Origin of the sequence: Erwinia sp. OLFS4, from assembly GCF_002752165.1 — a bacterium.
Classification (GTDB): domain Bacteria; phylum Pseudomonadota; class Gammaproteobacteria; order Enterobacterales; family Enterobacteriaceae; genus Izhakiella.
The window spans coordinates 44,418-60,235 of sequence record NZ_MOMB01000059.1 but is presented as its reverse complement, the minus strand read 5'-3'; the positions used below and the strand labels follow the sequence as shown (position 1 = coordinate 60,235).

General features: G+C 57.0%; 14 protein-coding genes. 11 read left to right on the top strand and 3 right to left on the bottom strand.

The window, feature by feature from the left end; genetic code table 11:
* The 7 genes from BL249_RS15160 to BL249_RS15125 all read left to right on the top strand — a co-directional run.
* On the top strand, window positions 1-164 hold a 164-nt coding region (locus tag BL249_RS15160), incomplete at its 5' end, for an IS1 family transposase (RefSeq protein ID WP_241898819.1).
* On the top strand, window positions 109-579 hold the full coding sequence (locus tag BL249_RS15155; protein ID WP_099705713.1) for a fimbrial biogenesis chaperone: 471 nt from the start codon (window positions 109-111) through the stop codon (window positions 577-579). The genes BL249_RS15160 and BL249_RS15155, both read left to right, overlap by 56 nt.
* Window positions 580-885: 306 nt before the next feature.
* On the top strand, window positions 886-1,686 hold the full coding sequence (locus BL249_RS15150; RefSeq protein ID WP_099705712.1) for a fimbrial biogenesis chaperone: 801 nt from the start codon (window positions 886-888) through the stop codon (window positions 1,684-1,686).
* Window positions 1,664-4,291, top strand: a complete 2,628-nt coding sequence (locus tag BL249_RS15145; protein WP_158233090.1) for a fimbria/pilus outer membrane usher protein — start codon at window positions 1,664-1,666, stop codon at window positions 4,289-4,291. The genes BL249_RS15150 and BL249_RS15145 overlap by 23 nt, the downstream gene beginning before the upstream one ends.
* 841 nt (window positions 4,292-5,132) lie before the next feature.
* The gene (locus tag BL249_RS15135) at window positions 5,133-6,056 is read left to right on the top strand and encodes a fimbrial protein (protein ID WP_099705709.1); all 924 of its coding nucleotides are present in this window, start codon (window positions 5,133-5,135) and stop codon (window positions 6,054-6,056) included.
* A 200-nt stretch (window positions 6,057-6,256) separates the two neighbouring features.
* Window positions 6,257-7,336, top strand: a complete 1,080-nt coding sequence (locus tag BL249_RS15130; RefSeq protein WP_099705718.1) for a FecCD family ABC transporter permease — start codon at window positions 6,257-6,259, stop codon at window positions 7,334-7,336.
* Window position 7,337: 1 nt separating this feature from the next.
* Window positions 7,338-8,123: an ABC transporter ATP-binding protein gene (locus tag BL249_RS15125; RefSeq protein ID WP_099705708.1), complete on the top strand. Its 786-nt coding sequence runs from the start codon at window positions 7,338-7,340 to the stop codon at window positions 8,121-8,123.
* Window positions 8,124-8,197: 74 nt separating this feature from the next.
* Here BL249_RS15125 and fghA read toward each other — a convergent pair whose 3' ends face one another.
* The 3 genes from fghA to BL249_RS15110 are packed head-to-tail and all read right to left on the bottom strand — an operon-like array spanning window position 8,198 to window position 11,124.
* A complete protein-coding gene (fghA, locus tag BL249_RS15120; RefSeq protein ID WP_099705707.1) occupies window positions 8,198-9,037 on the bottom strand; it encodes an S-formylglutathione hydrolase in 840 nt (279 codons plus the stop codon).
* 12 nt (window positions 9,038-9,049) lie between these two features.
* Complete coding sequence (locus BL249_RS15115; RefSeq protein ID WP_099705706.1) at window positions 9,050-10,171, bottom strand: S-(hydroxymethyl)glutathione dehydrogenase/class III alcohol dehydrogenase; 1,122 nt, start codon at window positions 10,169-10,171, stop codon at window positions 9,050-9,052.
* 47 nt (window positions 10,172-10,218) lie between these two features.
* Complete coding sequence (locus BL249_RS15110; protein WP_099705705.1) at window positions 10,219-11,124, bottom strand: LysR family transcriptional regulator; 906 nt, start codon at window positions 11,122-11,124, stop codon at window positions 10,219-10,221.
* Between the two features lie 132 nt (window positions 11,125-11,256).
* Here BL249_RS15110 and BL249_RS15105 point away from each other — a divergent pair, with 132 nt between their 5' ends.
* The 4 genes from BL249_RS15105 to galS all read left to right on the top strand — a co-directional run bounded on the left by BL249_RS15105 (window position 11,257) and on the right by galS (window position 15,575).
* A complete protein-coding gene (locus tag BL249_RS15105; protein WP_099705704.1) occupies window positions 11,257-12,393 on the top strand; it encodes a YbfB/YjiJ family MFS transporter in 1,137 nt (378 codons plus the stop codon).
* A gap of 130 nt (window positions 12,394-12,523) precedes the next feature.
* On the top strand, window positions 12,524-13,192 hold the full coding sequence (gene folE / locus BL249_RS15100) for a GTP cyclohydrolase I FolE (RefSeq protein ID WP_099705717.1): 669 nt from the start codon (window positions 12,524-12,526) through the stop codon (window positions 13,190-13,192).
* Between the two features lie 39 nt (window positions 13,193-13,231).
* Entirely contained in the window at window positions 13,232-14,377 is a 1,146-nt protein-coding gene (gene yeiB, locus BL249_RS15095; RefSeq protein WP_099705703.1) for a DUF418 domain-containing protein YeiB, read from the top strand.
* Between the two features lie 157 nt (window positions 14,378-14,534).
* Window positions 14,535-15,575 carry an HTH-type transcriptional regulator GalS gene (gene galS / locus BL249_RS15085; protein ID WP_099705702.1) on the top strand — a complete coding sequence of 347 codons (1,041 nt, stop codon included), beginning with the start codon at window positions 14,535-14,537 and terminating at the stop codon, window positions 15,573-15,575.
* Window positions 15,576-15,818: the final 243 nt, after the last annotated feature.

Here is a 15,818-nt window from a genome sequence, read left to right as displayed (position 1 = left end):
AGCATCTGACGGGCAAAATTTTCACCCAACGCATTGAACGTAATAACCTGACGCTCCGCACCCGCATTAAACGGTTGGCTCGTAAAACAATCTGCTTTTCGCGCTCAGTTGAGATCCACGAAAAAGTCATTGGAGCGTTTATCGAGAAACACATGTTCTACTAATTGGAGGCATCACCAAGAAGAGATAGGCTATCTGCGGGTGACGGCAATTCCGCCGGCAGATATACCGGCGTCAGTCGGTAGCGGCACCCGGGGGCAGCTTGGTGTCAGTGTGGAAAATATTATCAAGCTTATCTGGCGGCCGCGGGCGCTTACTGTCCCCGGGGCGGAGGTATTTCGCAATGTGCACTTTCAGACTGTGCCGCAGGGAATAAAAGCCTGCAATCCCGGGCGGTATTACCTGTCGTTTAACCGGTTACGGGTGGACGGCGCGTTACTGGACCTGAATGCGCTTCCTTCCATGCTGGCACCGGGGGAGTGCGTATTGTACCCGGTGAAAGGTAATACAGTCAGCTGGTCAGTGATTGATGATTACGGCGGAGATTCTGGCGAATATTCTGCAACGCTGTCAGGTTAGTATTTTACGCGAATATTTTCAGTCAGATGTATTTCCTTAAACTGTCTGCTGTCGGAATGAATTTATATTTTTTACTAATTGTTTTTGTGTTGTGAATATAACGCAGCACCATAAATACGCTGGGTATATATGTTTATGGTTTTTTTTCTGGATTATTTTTACCGGCGTGTTGTGTTGCGTTTTTTATATTTTATTTAAGGTGCCTTTTTTCTGCTGAGGTGTTTTTACGCCGCTATCAGGACAGGCAGGTGGCCGGATGTGCCTGTTATCCGGACAGGCAAAATATCTCTGGGTTCGGAGTGTTTTATGTTAATTGCATTTTCGGCAATGAAACAGTACGTCAGTAACTGCTGTTTTTCAGTTTTCTTACCGGCAGGTTTATGCCTGTTGGCGGGGGGATTGTTCTGCCGGCCAGTCGCCGCGCAGTTTCCCGCGGATAAAGGAATCCGCTATTTCCCCGTGCTTATTCATTACGACGCTGCGAAAGAGAAAGCCGGCAGCGTGGTGAATGCGGTGAATAACACCGATAAAAATTATCTGCTGCAGGCCACGGTCAGTGCTTTTGACCCGGCCAGCGGACGCACTGATGCGGCCGCTGGTGGCCGGCCGCCCTTTGTGGTGGTGCCGCCGCTGACACGTCTTGATGCCGGGGAGCGGATAGCGCTGCGCGTCAGACAGGCCGGCGGTACGCTGCCGTCCGACCGCGAATCGGCCTGCATCATATCCGTTACCGGCATCCCGCCGCTCAGCCAGCCAGCGCCTGACGCGCGGCTACCACAGGCCGGCCGGTCTCAGGTGCAGATTGCCCTGAGGATGAACATCCGTCTGTTTTATCGCCCGCCCGGTCTGCCTGCACCTGACAGTGCGGCAGTGGCCGCATCCCTGAAGTTTCAGACGCAGAGCCACGAGCTGACGGTGGTCAATCCGACGCCGTACTTTGTGCACTTTTCGTCTCTGAGCGTCGGAGGGGCACAGGCGGTGTCAGGGGCGCTGGACGCCTGGGTGGCACCAAAATCAAACCAACGCTTCCGGTTCAGCGCCCCGCTGTCAGGTGCCGTGTTGTGGAAAATGAATGGAGAGAAGAATGAATACAAAGCAACGCTGTAAGCCTGCGCATCCTCCGGTGCTGCCAGCGGCGATACGGCTGTCGCCGCTGGCGGTGATGGTGATGCTGGCGAGCGGTCTGTTGTCCGCGTCGGTCGCTGCCCGTGAGTACTTTGATCCGGCCTTTTTGTCGGGCGGGGCAGCGGGGACTGACCTGTCGGCATTTGAAACGGCGGGCTATGTACCGCCGGGTAGGTATCTGGTGGATATCTATATGAACCGCACGCTGGTGAGCCGTCAGAATATTCAGATGCGTGAGGTGCAGGGACGGATCAGGCCAGTACTGCAGCTGTCGTGGCTGAAGAGCTGGGGGGTGAACGCGGATAGGGTTCCGGCGCTGAAAGGCAGGCCGGATGAGACTGAAATCACCGACTTGTCGGTGATTCAGCCGCAGGCGAAAAGCGAGTTCAACCTGAGCAAACTGGCGCTGAATCTGAGCATCCCTCAGGTGGCGATGAAACCCGGTTTTGCTGAAGGGGACAACAGCGCGCTGTGGGATGATGGTATTCCGGCCCTGATGTCGTCTTACAACTTCAGCGGTGCCGAGGGGAAAAGCACGCCGCAACAGGGCAGCGAAACCAGAAACCGCACGTTGTTTGCCAGCTTCCGTAACGGACTGAACGTTGGGCCCTGGCGTTTACACAGCACCCAGACCTTTTCCTACACCAATCTCCGGATGTCGGGCAGCGGCTCCTATGCCTGGCGGACGCAGATACCGACCCGCCGCGAGTGGCGCACTTCAAACACCTACTTGTCGCGTGATATTGCGGCCCTGAGAAGTCACCTGGTTGCCGGTGAGGGCAGTACCGGCGGCGATATTCTTGACAGTATTCCGTTTCGCGGCGTGCAGATGACGTCGGAGGATGGTTTCCTGCGTGACAGCCAGCGCGGCTTTGCCCCGGTTATCCGCGGGACGGCAAACAGTGATGCGGTGGTCAGGGTTAAGCAGAATGGTTACATCGTTTACCAGACCAACGTGGCGGCGGGGCCTTTCCGTATAGAGGACATGGGGCAGCAGGGCAGTTCCGGGGACCTGCTGGTTGAAGTGACTGAGGCGGATGGTTCACGCCACGCCTTTACCGTCGGCTACTCCTCGCTGCCGATTATGCAGCGTGAAGGGGGCATTGAATATGAAGCGACCGTGGGTAAATACCATGGGGGTAGCGTGACAACCGGCAGCCGTGAGCCGGAATTTGCCATGGGATCGCTGGTTTACGGTCTGCCGTATGACATCACGGCTTACAGTGGCGGCGTGCTGGCCAGTAATTATCACGCCGGCACGCTGGGGGCCCGGCTTTCACTGGGGCAGTTTGGGGCGATGTCGCTGGACGTTACGCAGGCAAGGTCACGGCTGCATGACAGCCGTGGCAATGACCTGAACTGGGTGGATGGTCAGTCGTGGCGGGCGCGTTATTCGAAAAGCATGGTGACCACCGGAACCAGCGTGTCGCTGGCGGCACTGCGCTATAACTCGCGTAACTTTTACAGCTTTAATGACATCAACATGCAGGGCTATGACCTGAGTGAAGGGATGGCACCGTGGACACTGGACCGGCAGCGCCAGACCTGGCAGGCCACTCTCAGCCAGCAGCTGCCGGCTGACCTCGGGTCGGTCAGCGTGTCGGGCAGCCGCAGTAACTACTGGGGGCGTACCGGCACAAACGACAGCCTGAGTATGGCGTACTACACCACTATCAAGGGGGCCACCCTGTCGGTGTCCTATGACATTGACCGCATTCAGCGCAGTGACAGTGACTGGCCGGAAAACCGCCAGCTGTCAGTCTCGCTGAGCGTGCCGTTCAGCATATTCAGCCACGACAACCGCACCCTGCAGGGGATGAGCGCTTCGTATTCCATGACTCATGACAATCAGGGGCGGGTTTCCAGCACCACCGGCGTCAACGGCGATCTGTATGACAGCGGCCTCAGTTATAACGTCACCCGCTCGTGGGGAAATCAGCAGCAGCCGGAGCAGAGCGGGCTGAGCCTGTCCTGGGCGGGTAAACGGCTGACCGGTTATGGCGGTTACAGCGACAGCAGCACGTACAAATCGCTGAACTGGGGGCTGTCGGGCGGACTGCTGGTGCATCCGTACGGGGTGACGCTGAGCCGGATACTTGGTGACGGTGCGGTGCTGGTGCGCGCGCCGGGCGCGCCGGGGGTCATGGTGAACGGGTATGATCGCACCGACTGGCGTGGCTATGCGGTGGTGCCGTCCGCTGCTATATACCGTAAAAACAGCGTCACGCTGGACCCTGGCTCCCTGCCGGACGGGGTGGAGCTGGATAACAGCAGTAAGAATGTCTACCCGACGCGCGGTGCGGTGGTGCTGGCAGAGTTCAGGGTGCGTTCCGGTAAGCAGATACTGCTTACGCTAAGGCATAACGGTAAGCCGGTGCCGTTTGGTGCCATTGCCACGCTGGCAAAGAGCACGCAACAGAGTGGCAGCGGCATTGTCGGGGATGACGGTCAGGTTTACCTGAGCGGGATGCCGGCACAGGGTGAGGTGCAGGTGCGCTGGGGCGAAGGGGTGGACAGACAGTGTCGTGCCAGCTATCAGGCGGGCGGCAGCGGGTCGATAACCCTGGCGCAGGCGGAATGCCGCTGACGGCGCTGCTGCGCGCACCGGCGTGCGCGCAGCCGTTACAGGGATGACGTTGTGATACTGACCCGCACGCAATGGCAGCTGCGGCGGGCAGTGACAGCCCTGACCCTGTTTTTTACGGGCGGGGGATATGAGCGCCATGCGGACAAGACGTTGACCGGCCGGATAAGCCGGGGTTTTGACCGGATGGGGATAATGTTTAACTATGCAGGCGCGACGGAGGTGGCTCCGCGTGCGCTGTCCCATCATCGTCAACCTTGCCGCCGGCTTTATGCATGGGGCATATGTCAGGACCGGGTGATGGCCGGACGTATGCAGGCGGTCTGTGTGACATGTGGAAATCTGGAGAAATTATATGACTAACCAGGACGCCAGTCCTCGAGACGCTTATCGCCGGCATCTTGTACAAGATGTCCCGGTGATAACACGCCATTGCCAAACACGAAACACTCTGCTTTCACTGACATCAATGGTCCCGTTTCTGTGTCTGTTGCTGTTTGCCAGTCCGGTGTCGGCGTCCGCTAGCTTTATAGTGACAAGCGCTCAAAGTTCCGATCCGACTCTGACAACTAAAATGAACCCGGTAGCCTCGTACGGGGAAGACGTACCCGCCGGTAGCATACTCGCCGTGTCATCCAGCGCCCCGGTTAATGGATATTCTACCGCAACCTTACGAACAAGTGATGGGTTACCGTTCGGCAACCGGCTGTCCATGGTTATTATTGGCAGCCTTTTATTCAATACACAACCGGCGACCTCGTGGTCGGGCGACTTCACTGCTTCCTCTGTAAGAGTGAAATCGTCATCAGGCCTTTACAATGGCGATAAGGTGGCAGGCTACGATATGGAATGGACAGCACCCAGCGGTAGCGTTACCGTCGAAGACCTTGACCCGGAGGGGAACGTTACGGCAACACTTAACTTCCCTCTGACACTGATAAGCCAGGGCGTTATGATTCCCGATAAAGAAGGGTCTGCGGTTGTCGGTGACATTCACGGAGGGAGCCGGGTGCTGGGTCCCCTGCACTCGAATACGGTACGGGTCTCTGTCAATCTGACATCTGGCGCGCCGGCAACATTAGCCGTCTCTGAAAGCGGAAAGGTGGAATCGACGTCGGCAAAGGCATTCTCGTTTCACTTGATTCAGTTTGCGCCTGTGCTAACCATGAATCCGGAGCTTACGCCGGGCTTCTACGTCAATGGGCGGATCCCGATACGGTCGTGTACGATATATTCCGATGATAGAGTAATACCTGCGATCGGTTGTAGAGTCACGAGAACCTTTGCAGAGGCCGATCCTTTCGATCTGCTTCCAGCTGCGCCGTCCTGTACCACCCAGCTCGGCGGCAGCGGCCTGCTGTCTTTTGGCCGCGTCACCGGTCAGGATCTGATCGCCGGGGCGGATGCCAGCGGGCGGGTGAGTTCGCTAACCCAGCAGCTGACGCTGGATACCCGGTGTGATTCCAGCACCGCGGCGACGAAAACGGTGATTCGCGTCATGGGGGATGCGGTGACAAGCCAGCGCGATTCAACAGGAACCCCGGTGTTTGGCAGCAGCAACCCCGGGCTGGGCTATGCCTTATCGGTCTCGACTAATGGTGGCGCGCCGGCAGCCCTGCAACCCAATACCCCGGTGAATATCGCCACGCCTGCGGCCAATAACTCACATGCCATTGCGGTCACTCCCGTGTTACTGACGGATAAGGCTCCGCCATCCGGTACCGCGGTGTCCCACGTGACCCTGGATATCTGGCCGGGCGTTGGCTGAACAGCGGCCAGGGACTACGCTGCTGACCGGCCGTTAATTTTTACAATTAATCTGCCGGCCGGTCAGCTGCGGTTGCTGTTGTAATGTTATTATTTGCCGGCCGCCGCCCAGGCTGTCAGCCGGCGCGGCGTGAGCAGACTAACCCTCCGCAGCTATCGTGCGGCCGCGCGGCCGGCGTGCGGTTAACAGGCGAATTTATCATGGGCGTCAGGCCATCCGTTGTACTGCCACCACCGGAAACACCCGGCGAAACTGTGCGCCGTTATCATCAGTTACTGCGTCATCGGCTGGCGATTTTGTTCCTGCTGCTGCTGGCGATCCTCGCCTCTCTGGCGCTGGATTTTACCCTTGGCCCCGCCGGGCTGAACCTGCGAACGCTGGCGGCGACCCTGCTGCATCCAGCTCAGGCTGAGGCGGCGACCCGGCTCATTGTCTGGGATATCCGGCTGCCCTACGGCCTTATGGCGACGGTGGTGGGCATGGCCCTTGGACTGGCTGGCGCCGAGATGCAAACCATCCTGAATAATCCGTTAGCCAGCCCCTTTACCCTTGGGGTGTCATCGGCGGCGGCGTTTGGTGCCGCAGTGGCGATTGTTGCCGGAATCACCTTTCCTGGCCTGACTGAAGACTGGGCGGTTCCGGTCAATGCCTTTATCTGTGCCTTGTTTGCGGCCCTGATGCTCGATCTGCTTAGCCGCTGGAGCCGGGTCACCGCTTCCGGCATGGTACTTTTTGGTATTGCGCTGGTGTTCACCTTTAATGCGCTGGTGTCGGTGATGCAGTTTATTGCCGATCAGGACACCCTGCAGGGGCTGGTATTCTGGACCATGGGCAGCCTGGCGCGCGCTTCCTGGCCGCGGCTGGCGATCCTCAGCCTGGCACTGGCGCTGTTGCTGCCGTGGTCAATGATTAACGCCTGGAAGCTCACCGCTCTGCGCCTCGGGGAAGACCGGGCCGCCAGCTTTGGTATTGACGTGGGGCGTTTGCGGCTGGGCACATTATTGCGCGTCAGCATTCTTTCGGCGCTTGCCGTCGCGTTTGTCGGGCCGATTGGTTTTATTGGCCTGGTTGCCCCGCATATTGCCCGTCTGCTGTGTGGTGAAGATCACCGTTATTATCTGCCTGCCAGCGCCCTGACCGGTGCGCTGGTGCTGTCACTGGCCTCGGTGGTGGCGAAAAATTTGCTGCCCGGCGTCATTTTGCCGGTGGGTATTGTCACTTCGCTAATCGGCATTCCTTTTTTTCTGGCGATCATTTTGCGCCACAGGGCAGGTATTTAATATGAACCCGGGGCTGACGCTCTGCGATTTCACCAGCGGCTACCGCAACCGGCCGGTGATTGAGCCGCTTAACATTTGCGCTTTACCCCCCGGTAAAATCACTATTTTGCTGGGCCCGAACGGCTGTGGAAAGTCGACCCTGCTGCGTGCCCTGGCCGGGTTGCATCCGGCTCAGGGGGCGCTGTGGCTTAATGGCGAAGAGCTGCTGACGCAGCCCTTGTCGCGGCGTGCCAGGCGGGTGGTCTGTTTACCGCAGTCGCTACCGGCTGGCGTACATCTGCAGGTGCTGGAGTCCGTGCTGGTTGCTCGCGTGGCGTCAGGCGGCAGACGCAGCGCGGCAGCGGAAACTGAGGTGATGGATCTGCTGCAACAGCTGGGGATTGCGCATCTGGCGCTTTGTTACCTTGACCAGCTTTCCGGTGGACAAAAACAGCTGGTGGGGCTGGCGCAATCACTGATCCGCCAGCCTGAATTGCTGCTGCTGGATGAACCGCTGAGCGCACTGGACCTGAATTATCAGTTTCACGTTATGACGCTGATTGCCCGGGAAACGCGCCGGCGTAACATGGTCACTCTGATGGTGGTCCATGATATTAACCTCGCGCTGCGTCATGGTGACTATGTACTGATGTTACAAAACGGCAGGCTGGTTACCCAGGGACCGCCCGAACAGGTTATTACCTCACCGTATCTGGCGCAGGTGTATGGCGTGCAGGGGCGTATTGAACACTGCAGTCAGGGCTTACCGGTTGCGCTGATTGACGGTGTTACCACCCCGCCAGGCTGAACGCCAGCGCGAATATTGCCGCCGTCAGCATCAGGACGCTTACCGGGCTATTCCCCGGTAAGCGGGGCAGGTGATCAGTTAAACAGATATCTGGCGTGAAAGTGCAGATGGTCTTCTACCAGGCTACTGATGAAGAAATAACTATGGTCATAGCCGGGCTGGATGCGCAGGGTTAGCGGAAACTGTTTTTCACCGGCAACGGCGGCCAGACGTTCCGGCTGCAGCTGATCGGCCAGAAACTGGTCGCTGTCGCCCTGGTCGATCAGAATCGGTAGCTGATGACTGGCCTGACGCAGCAGCTGACAGCTATCATACTCATGCCATTGCTGCCGGTCCTCGCCAAGGTAGGCGCGGAACGCTTTCTGTCCCCAGGGCACTTCAGACGGATTAACGATAGGGGCAAAAGCGGAAGCTGACGTGAACTGGCCGGGGTTACGCAATGCCAGTACCAGCGCGCCATGCCCCCCCATAGAATGGCCCATAATCGCCTGACGTTCAGCGAGATTAAAATTTTGCCGAATCAGTTGCGGTAGCTCCGACTGGATATAATCATACATCCTGAAATGTTCGCGCCACGGCGGCTGGCTGGCATTAAGATAAAAACCTGCGCCCTGGCCGAGATCGTAAGCCTGATCATCGGCGACCTGCTCGCCGCGCGGGCTGGTATCCGGCATTACCAGCACAATTCCCAGCTGTTGTGCGACGCGCTGTGCGCCGCTTTTATTGCTGAAATTCTCATCGTTGCAGGTCAGGCCGGCCAGACAATAGAGCGCCGGGGGTGGGCTGGAGCCTTGCGTTTGCGGCAGAAAGAGACTGAAGGTCATCGGGCAGTTCAGGCTGGCCGAATAGTGGCGGTAACGCTGTTGCCAGCCGCCAAATAAACGGTGATCTTCCAGTAATTCCAGGCTACTCATGGTGGCTCCTGATTATCGGTAGTGGATCACGGTACGGATAGATTTGCCTTCATGCATCAGCTCGAATGCCTGGTTTATCTGCTCCAGACTAAGCTTATGGGTAATAAAATCATTCAGGGCAAATTTACCGTCCAGATAGTCCTGCACGATGCCGGGCAGCTGGCTGCGGCCTTTGACCCCGCCAAATGCCGAACCGCGCCAGACGCGTCCGGTTACCAGCTGGAAAGGGCGGGTGGCAATTTCTTCGCCAGCACCGGCGACGCCGATAATAACGGATTCTCCCCAGCCTTTATGGCAGCACTCCAGCGCTGAGCGCATCACCTTGACGTTACCAATACATTCAAAAGAAAAATCAACGCCGCCATCGGTCAGCTCAACAATCACGTCCTGAATGGGTTTGTCATAGTCCTGCGGATTAATCACCTCGCTGGCGCCCAGTTTGCGGGCCAGATCGAATTTACTGGTATTGATATCAATGCCAATAATCCGGCCGGCCTGTGCCATTTTTGCGCCGATAATTGCCGACAGACCGATACCGCCCAGTCCGAAAATCGCCACGCTATCCCCGGGTTTAACTTTTGCGGTATTTATCACCGCACCCATGCCGGTGGTGACCCCGCAGCCCAGCAGACAAACTTCCTCCAGCGGGGCTTGTTTGCTGATTTTTGCCAGCGAAATTTCAGGCACTACGGTATATTCCGAAAAGGTGGATGTGCCCATATAGTGGAAAATTGGCTGACCATCTTTAAAAAAACGCGTGGTGCCATCGGGCATTAATCCTTTGCCCTGGGTGCTACGAATTGCCTGACAAAGGTTGGTTTTACCGGAACGACAGAACTTACATTGGCCGCATTCCGGGGTATAAAGTGGGATCACGTGATCGCCAACCTGTACGCTGGTCACCCCTTCGCCGACGGCCTCGACCACGCCGCCGCCTTCATGGCCGAGGATAGCCGGAAATACCCCTTCCGGATCTTTACCTGACAGCGTGTAGGCATCCGTATGGCAGACACCGGTGGCAACAATACGCACCAGCACTTCGCCTTTTTGCGGTGGCATCAGGTCAACTTCTTCAATTTTAAGCGGTTCGCCGGCAGCCCAGGCGACGGCCGCGCGGGTTTTAATCATTTGCATTTCTATTCTCCTGTATTCACCTTCAGGGTGGTCAGTGACGATAACATTCAGTATAAGCCAGGTGATTCACCGTTCTGGCGGGTGGGCGGGTAAGCAAAAAGTTCGATAATCAGCGTTTTCAGCGCCTGGACATTGGGGGTGAACGCTTCCCGACGCCAGATTAACAGGGTCGGGGCGTGACGGAACTCATCAGCGAGCCGGTGGATTTTAATCTGTTGATAACCCGGCAGCAGCTCAAGTACGCTGCGTGGCATTATCGCCAGTCCGGCCCCGCTGGCAACGCACGCCAGCATGGCATGATAGGAATGTATTTCCATAACAGGACCGTGGCGGACGTTGCCATGCTGAAACCAGCTTTCCAGCCTCTGGCGGTAAGCGCAGCCCTGGTGAAAAGCAAATAACGTCTGATTGGCCGCCTCTTCCGGGCTGTTAATATCAGGAAAGCCGGCGCAGGAAATCAGCACCAGCTCTTCGTGACAGGCGACACAGCTGTGTAATGCCTCATCGCTGATTGTGCCATGAATCAATCCGGCCGCCAGCGTGCCGGCACGCACTTCAGCACCGATCTGCTGGCTGGTGCCGGTGGTCAACGACAGGCCGACCTGCGGATAGCGCTGATGAAAGGTGGATAGCAGCAACGGCAGCCGGGTGGCGTTGCTGCTTTCCATTGCACCAAGGGCAAACTGGCCGGCAGGGACACCGCTGTGCACCATATCCAGCGCCTCGTTGCTTAGTGCGAGGATGCGCCGGGCATAGTTGAGAAAGTTGTAGCCTAGCGGTGACAGGCGGATACGCTGCTTTTCGCGGATAAATAAGTCGGCCCCCAGCTCCTGTTCCAGCTGACGCAGACGGGTGGTCAGATTAGATGGCACCCGCTGCAGTGCTAGGGCCGCCCGCGCCAGTGAGCCGGTTTCTGCTACCATACAGAACATGCGTAGTTGTATCAGATCCATTTATTCTTTTTTTGTGATTAAGTTATTTGCGATTATTCACTTAATGTGAGCATATCGTTGTCCGATGATAGTGACAAGTTGAAAACAACACAGGCTGAATGGTCTGATAATAAGTGTAGTCAAGGAGCGGATATGACTCTGCGCGTGGCAATCAGCGCATTTCTTACTCTGGTAGTGGCTATGGGTATCGGCCGCTTTGCGTTTACCCCCCAGGTGCCGCTGATGATTGCTGAACATCAGCTCACCTTAACCAGCGCGGCGGTGGTCGCCGCGCTCAACTATCTTGGCTATCTGTGCGGTTCATGGAACGCCATGCGCGCCAGCCGCTGGGTTGAAAGGCGCCTGAAAGCCGGGTTGTGGGGGGCGGTGATTCTGACACTGCTCTCGGCGCTGGCCGGCGGCCCCTTGTTGCATGGCGTCATCCGTTTTTTTATCGGCTGGGCCAGCGGCTGGGCGATGGTTCTGGTGGCGGCATGGAGTAACGAAATACTGTTAAAAGCGCAGCGCCCTGGGCTGAGTGCCGCGGTGTTTGCCGGCCCGGGAACCGGTATTTTCCTCAGCGGGATTGTCGCGCTGGCGCTGCACTACTGGCAGGTGGATGCCAGCTGGGCCTGGTTGGTGTATGGCCTGCTGGCTTTGTTACTGGTTGTTAGCATTAGTCATAACCTGCCCGCCAGCGGTGAATTGCATCGGCCGGAAAGTGCGCCGGCCCCGCTGATACTGACGGCAGAATTAAAAAGACTGGTCTGGAGTTACAGCCTGGCCGGTTTTGGTTACATCTTACCGGCGACCTTCCTGTCGCAAATGGCGGTGTCGCGCTTTCCAGACAGCCTGTTTGCGCAGTATGTCTGGCCGGTATTTGGCGGTGCTGCGGTCATCGGTATCCTGCTGGGGATCCTGACCCGGCATTTTGCCACCAGCCACCGCCGGCTGGCCTGGGTGCTCTGGGGGCAGGCGCTCGGGGTGTTTTGTCCGGAAATCTTTAGCGGAATTGCCGGCCTGATTCTGGGGGCAGTGTTGGTGGGCGGCGGATTTCTCTGCGTGGTGCAGCTTTCGCTACAGGTAGGGCGGGAACTGGCCCCGCAGCATACCCGCTATCTTGCCGGGCTGCTGACGACCGGCTATGCCATCGGACAGCTGGCCGGTCCGCTGTTATCGGCGTTATCCACGCTGCTGACCCACCGGCTGGAGCCGGCGTTGTATATTGCTGGTGTGATGCTACTTGTGGCCGGTCTGCTGGTCTGGCCGGCCCGAACTGATGGCAGATGAAACCCTTTCATCAAGCGTTAAGCCGGTTTCACTGGATTGTGAACGGGATGTGTTCCAGAATAGCCCTTCAAAATTCAGACCGGGCTATTACTGTTTCCCGGTATTAGTCGCTGCTGGAGACAAAGATTTTATGACGACGTTAAGTCAGGAAGCCAGGCTGGTTCATGATGCGCTGGTAACCCGTGGCCTTGAAACCCCGCTTCGCACCCCGGTTCAGCAACTGGATGATGATGCACGTCGGGCGCAGATTGCCGGCCACATGACTGAAATTATGAAGCTGCTCAATCTTGATCTGGAAGATGACAGCCTGATTGAAACGCCGCATCGCATTGCAAAAATGTACGTGAATGAGGTTTTTTCTGGCCTTGATTATGCCAACTTTCCCAAAATCACCCTGATTGAAAATAAAATGAAGGTTGATGAAATGGTGACCGTGCGGGATATCACGCTGACCAGTACCTGTGAACACCATTTTGTGATTATCGACGGTAAAGCGACGGTGGCATATATCCCAAAAGATAAGGTGATTGGTCTGTCGAAAATCAACCGTATTGTGCAGTTTTTTGCCCAGCGCCCGCAGGTGCAGGAACGTCTGACCCAGCAGATTCTGGTCGCGCTACAGACCTTGCTCGGCACCAGCAACGTCGCGGTTTCCATTGATGCCGTGCATTATTGTGTTAAAGCGCGCGGCATCCGCGATGCCAACAGCGCCACCACCACCACCTCACTCGGCGGGTTGTTTAAATCCAGCCAGAATACCCGCCAGGAATTCCTGCGCGCCGTGCGTCACAGCGAGTGACGCTGACCGGCGGCCGCTGCGGCTGACCTGAGGACTATCATGCCACGTATTCCGGTGCTGGATTTTATCCGTGGAGCCGCGCTGCTTGGCATCCTGCTGCTGAATATTGTTGCTTTTGGCCTGCCGGATGCGGCTTATCTTAACCCGGCCTGGGCCGGCCAGGTTTCCCTGGCGGATGCGCTCAGCTGGGCGGTGATGGATCTGCTGGCCCAGCAGAAATTTCTGTCGGTGTTTGCCTTGCTGTTTGGCGCCGGGCTGTATATGCAGCTGGCGCGGGGTAAATGCTGGCTGCAGGCGCGCCTGCTGTTGCTGGCGCTGTTCGGCCTGATCCATAGCCTGTTTTTCTGGCAGGGCGATATTCTGCTGGATTATGGTCTGATCGGTTTACTCATCTGGCGAATGTTAGGTAATGCCCCCGCCTCCAGGCTGCTGCGTAGCGGCATTATGCTGTATGTTTGCGGCAGCCTGGTGCTGATACTGTTTGGCCTGCTTAGCCGTTCACAGCCGGGTAATAGCTGGCTGCCGGGACGTGCCGATTTGCAGTATGAGCAGTACTGGCATCTGCACGGCGGCGCCCTGGCTTTTGACAGCCGGCTTGATGCCTTAAGCGATGGCCTGCTTGCGCTGGGGGCTCAGTATGGCTGGCAGCTGGCGGGACTGATGCTGATCGGCGCGGCGCTGATGCATAACGGCTGGTTGCAGGGCGGTTTTAGCCAGGCCCATTACCGCCGGATTGCGCTGGCTGGCATTGCCTGCGGAATGCTGATAAATCTGCTGGCTATCATTATGCAATGGCTGACCGGCTGGGATTATCGCTGGTGCGCATTTTATCTGCAGATACCGCGTGAACTCAGCGCTCCGCTGAAGGCCATCGGATATCTGGCGCTGGTATTTGCCTGCTGGCGGCGCTGGCAACAGGGGCGTGTTACCCGGCTGATAGCCGCAGTCGGGCGCATGGCGCTGAGTAACTATTTGCTGCAAACGCTGATTTGCCTCGCGCTGTTTGATTACGCTGGCTGGTTTATGGCGCTGGATCGGATCCAGCTGCTGGGACTGGTTCCGGGCATCTGGCTGATTAACTTGTTATTTTCCTGGTTCTGGTTGCGTCACTTTTCCCGCGGCCCGCTGGAAAGTCTGTGGCATATCCTGACCCGACGCCTTGCCGGGGTGGCGGCAGCAGATTGATGATCTGTATCACAAAGGTTAACAAATTGTTTGTAACCGCTTTCATTGCTGTGACCTGTTTCACGCTGCCTGGCGAGAACTGCTGACAATATAGCCACCAGTTATTGTTGATGCCAGGTGCTGCTATGTTGCCACGCGCTTTTTGCGGTTATGCCCTATGATAACCATCCGGGACGTTGCCCATGCGGCGGGGGTTTCCGTAGCAACGGTATCCAGAGTGCTTAATCAGAGCGACGCGGTGACGCCACAAACCCGTGACGCGGTAATGCGGGCGGTTGAAGCGCTGGGCTACCGGCCTAATGCCAATGCTCAGGCGCTGGCTTCACAGGTCAGTGATACCATTGGCGTGGTGGTGATGGACGTTTCCGATCCGTTTTTCGGTGCGCTGGTAAAAGCCGTGGATACCGTGGCGCAAAGCGTGAATAAACATGTGCTAATTAACAATTCCTACCACCAGGCTGAAAAAGAGCGTCATGCGATAGAAGTGCTGATTCGCCAGCGTTGTAATGCGTTGATTGTGCATGCTAAATCGCTTGGTGATGCGGAGCTGGCCAGTTTTATGGCACAAATACCCGGCATGGTGCTGGTGAACCGACTGCTGCCCGGCTATGGTCACCGCTGTGTTTTCCTTGATAACGTCAGCGGGGCGCTGATGGCAACACGTATGCTTCAGCAGATGGGACATACGCGCATAGGTTACCTGAATTCGCAGCATCCGATTGAAGATGCCAGGCAGCGGCGGGCGGGCTGGTTGCAGGCCCTCAGCGCGCAGGGGAGCCCGCCGCCGGAAAGCTGGATGGCGGTTGGTGAGCCTGATTTGCAGGGCGGTGAAACGGCGATGATTGAACTGCTCAGCCGTAATCTGAACCTGACCGCCGTCTTTGCCTACAACGACAGTATGGCCGCCGGCGCGTTAACCGCGTTAAAAGACAACGGTATTGCCGTGCCGCAGCAGCTTTCTGTGATTGGTTTCGATGATATACCTATCTCCCGTTACACCGACCCTCAGCTAACCACCGTGCGTTATCCTGTTGTTTCAATGGCAAAACTGGCAACAGAACTGGCAATAAAAGGGGCGCAGAACCAGCTCGATCCCCTGGCAAAGCATGGTTTTATGCCGACGCTGGTCCGACGCCACTCGGTGGCACAACGACAAAGTGTGGCACCGCTCACTAACCCAAGCGATTTGCCGATGTAACCGCTTTCAATCTGTGAGTGAATTCACAGTTAATTAACATTTCATTATCTATGATGGCTGCGTCCTGTCGGGATTGAAACATAATGTAATGGCATTACATATCCGTCATATCTCGCTGTAGCAGCTCTGTGAAGTATTTCGTCACATCACATTCTGGAACGTCGTTGTACAGGGAAGTCTGGTTTTGTTTTAACAATCCGCCGGCTTTGAGCAACGTTATCATTAACTATGCCCGCGCCGCTA

Bases quoted from the DNA above. Each gene is read 5' to 3' on its own strand.
- BL249_RS15150 (WP_099705712.1), top strand. From the start codon at position 886: ATGTTAATTGCATTTTCGGCAATGAAACAGTACGTCAGTAACTGCTGT.
- BL249_RS15145 (WP_158233090.1), top strand. From the start codon at position 1,664: ATGAATACAAAGCAACGCTGTAAGCCTGCGCATCCTCCGGTGCTGCCA.
- BL249_RS15135 (WP_099705709.1), top strand. From the start codon at position 5,133: ATGGAATGGACAGCACCCAGCGGTAGCGTTACCGTCGAAGACCTTGAC.
- BL249_RS15130 (WP_099705718.1), top strand. From the start codon at position 6,257: ATGGGCGTCAGGCCATCCGTTGTACTGCCACCACCGGAAACACCCGGC.
- BL249_RS15125 (WP_099705708.1), top strand. From the start codon at position 7,338: ATGAACCCGGGGCTGACGCTCTGCGATTTCACCAGCGGCTACCGCAAC.
- fghA (WP_099705707.1), bottom strand. From the start codon at position 9,037: ATGAGTAGCCTGGAATTACTGGAAGATCACCGTTTATTTGGCGGCTGG.
- BL249_RS15115 (WP_099705706.1), bottom strand. From the start codon at position 10,171: ATGCAAATGATTAAAACCCGCGCGGCCGTCGCCTGGGCTGCCGGCGAA.
- BL249_RS15110 (WP_099705705.1), bottom strand. From the start codon at position 11,124: ATGGATCTGATACAACTACGCATGTTCTGTATGGTAGCAGAAACCGGC.
- BL249_RS15105 (WP_099705704.1), top strand. From the start codon at position 11,257: ATGACTCTGCGCGTGGCAATCAGCGCATTTCTTACTCTGGTAGTGGCT.
- folE (WP_099705717.1), top strand. From the start codon at position 12,524: ATGACGACGTTAAGTCAGGAAGCCAGGCTGGTTCATGATGCGCTGGTA.
- yeiB (WP_099705703.1), top strand. From the start codon at position 13,232: ATGCCACGTATTCCGGTGCTGGATTTTATCCGTGGAGCCGCGCTGCTT.
- galS (WP_099705702.1), top strand. From the start codon at position 14,535: ATGATAACCATCCGGGACGTTGCCCATGCGGCGGGGGTTTCCGTAGCA.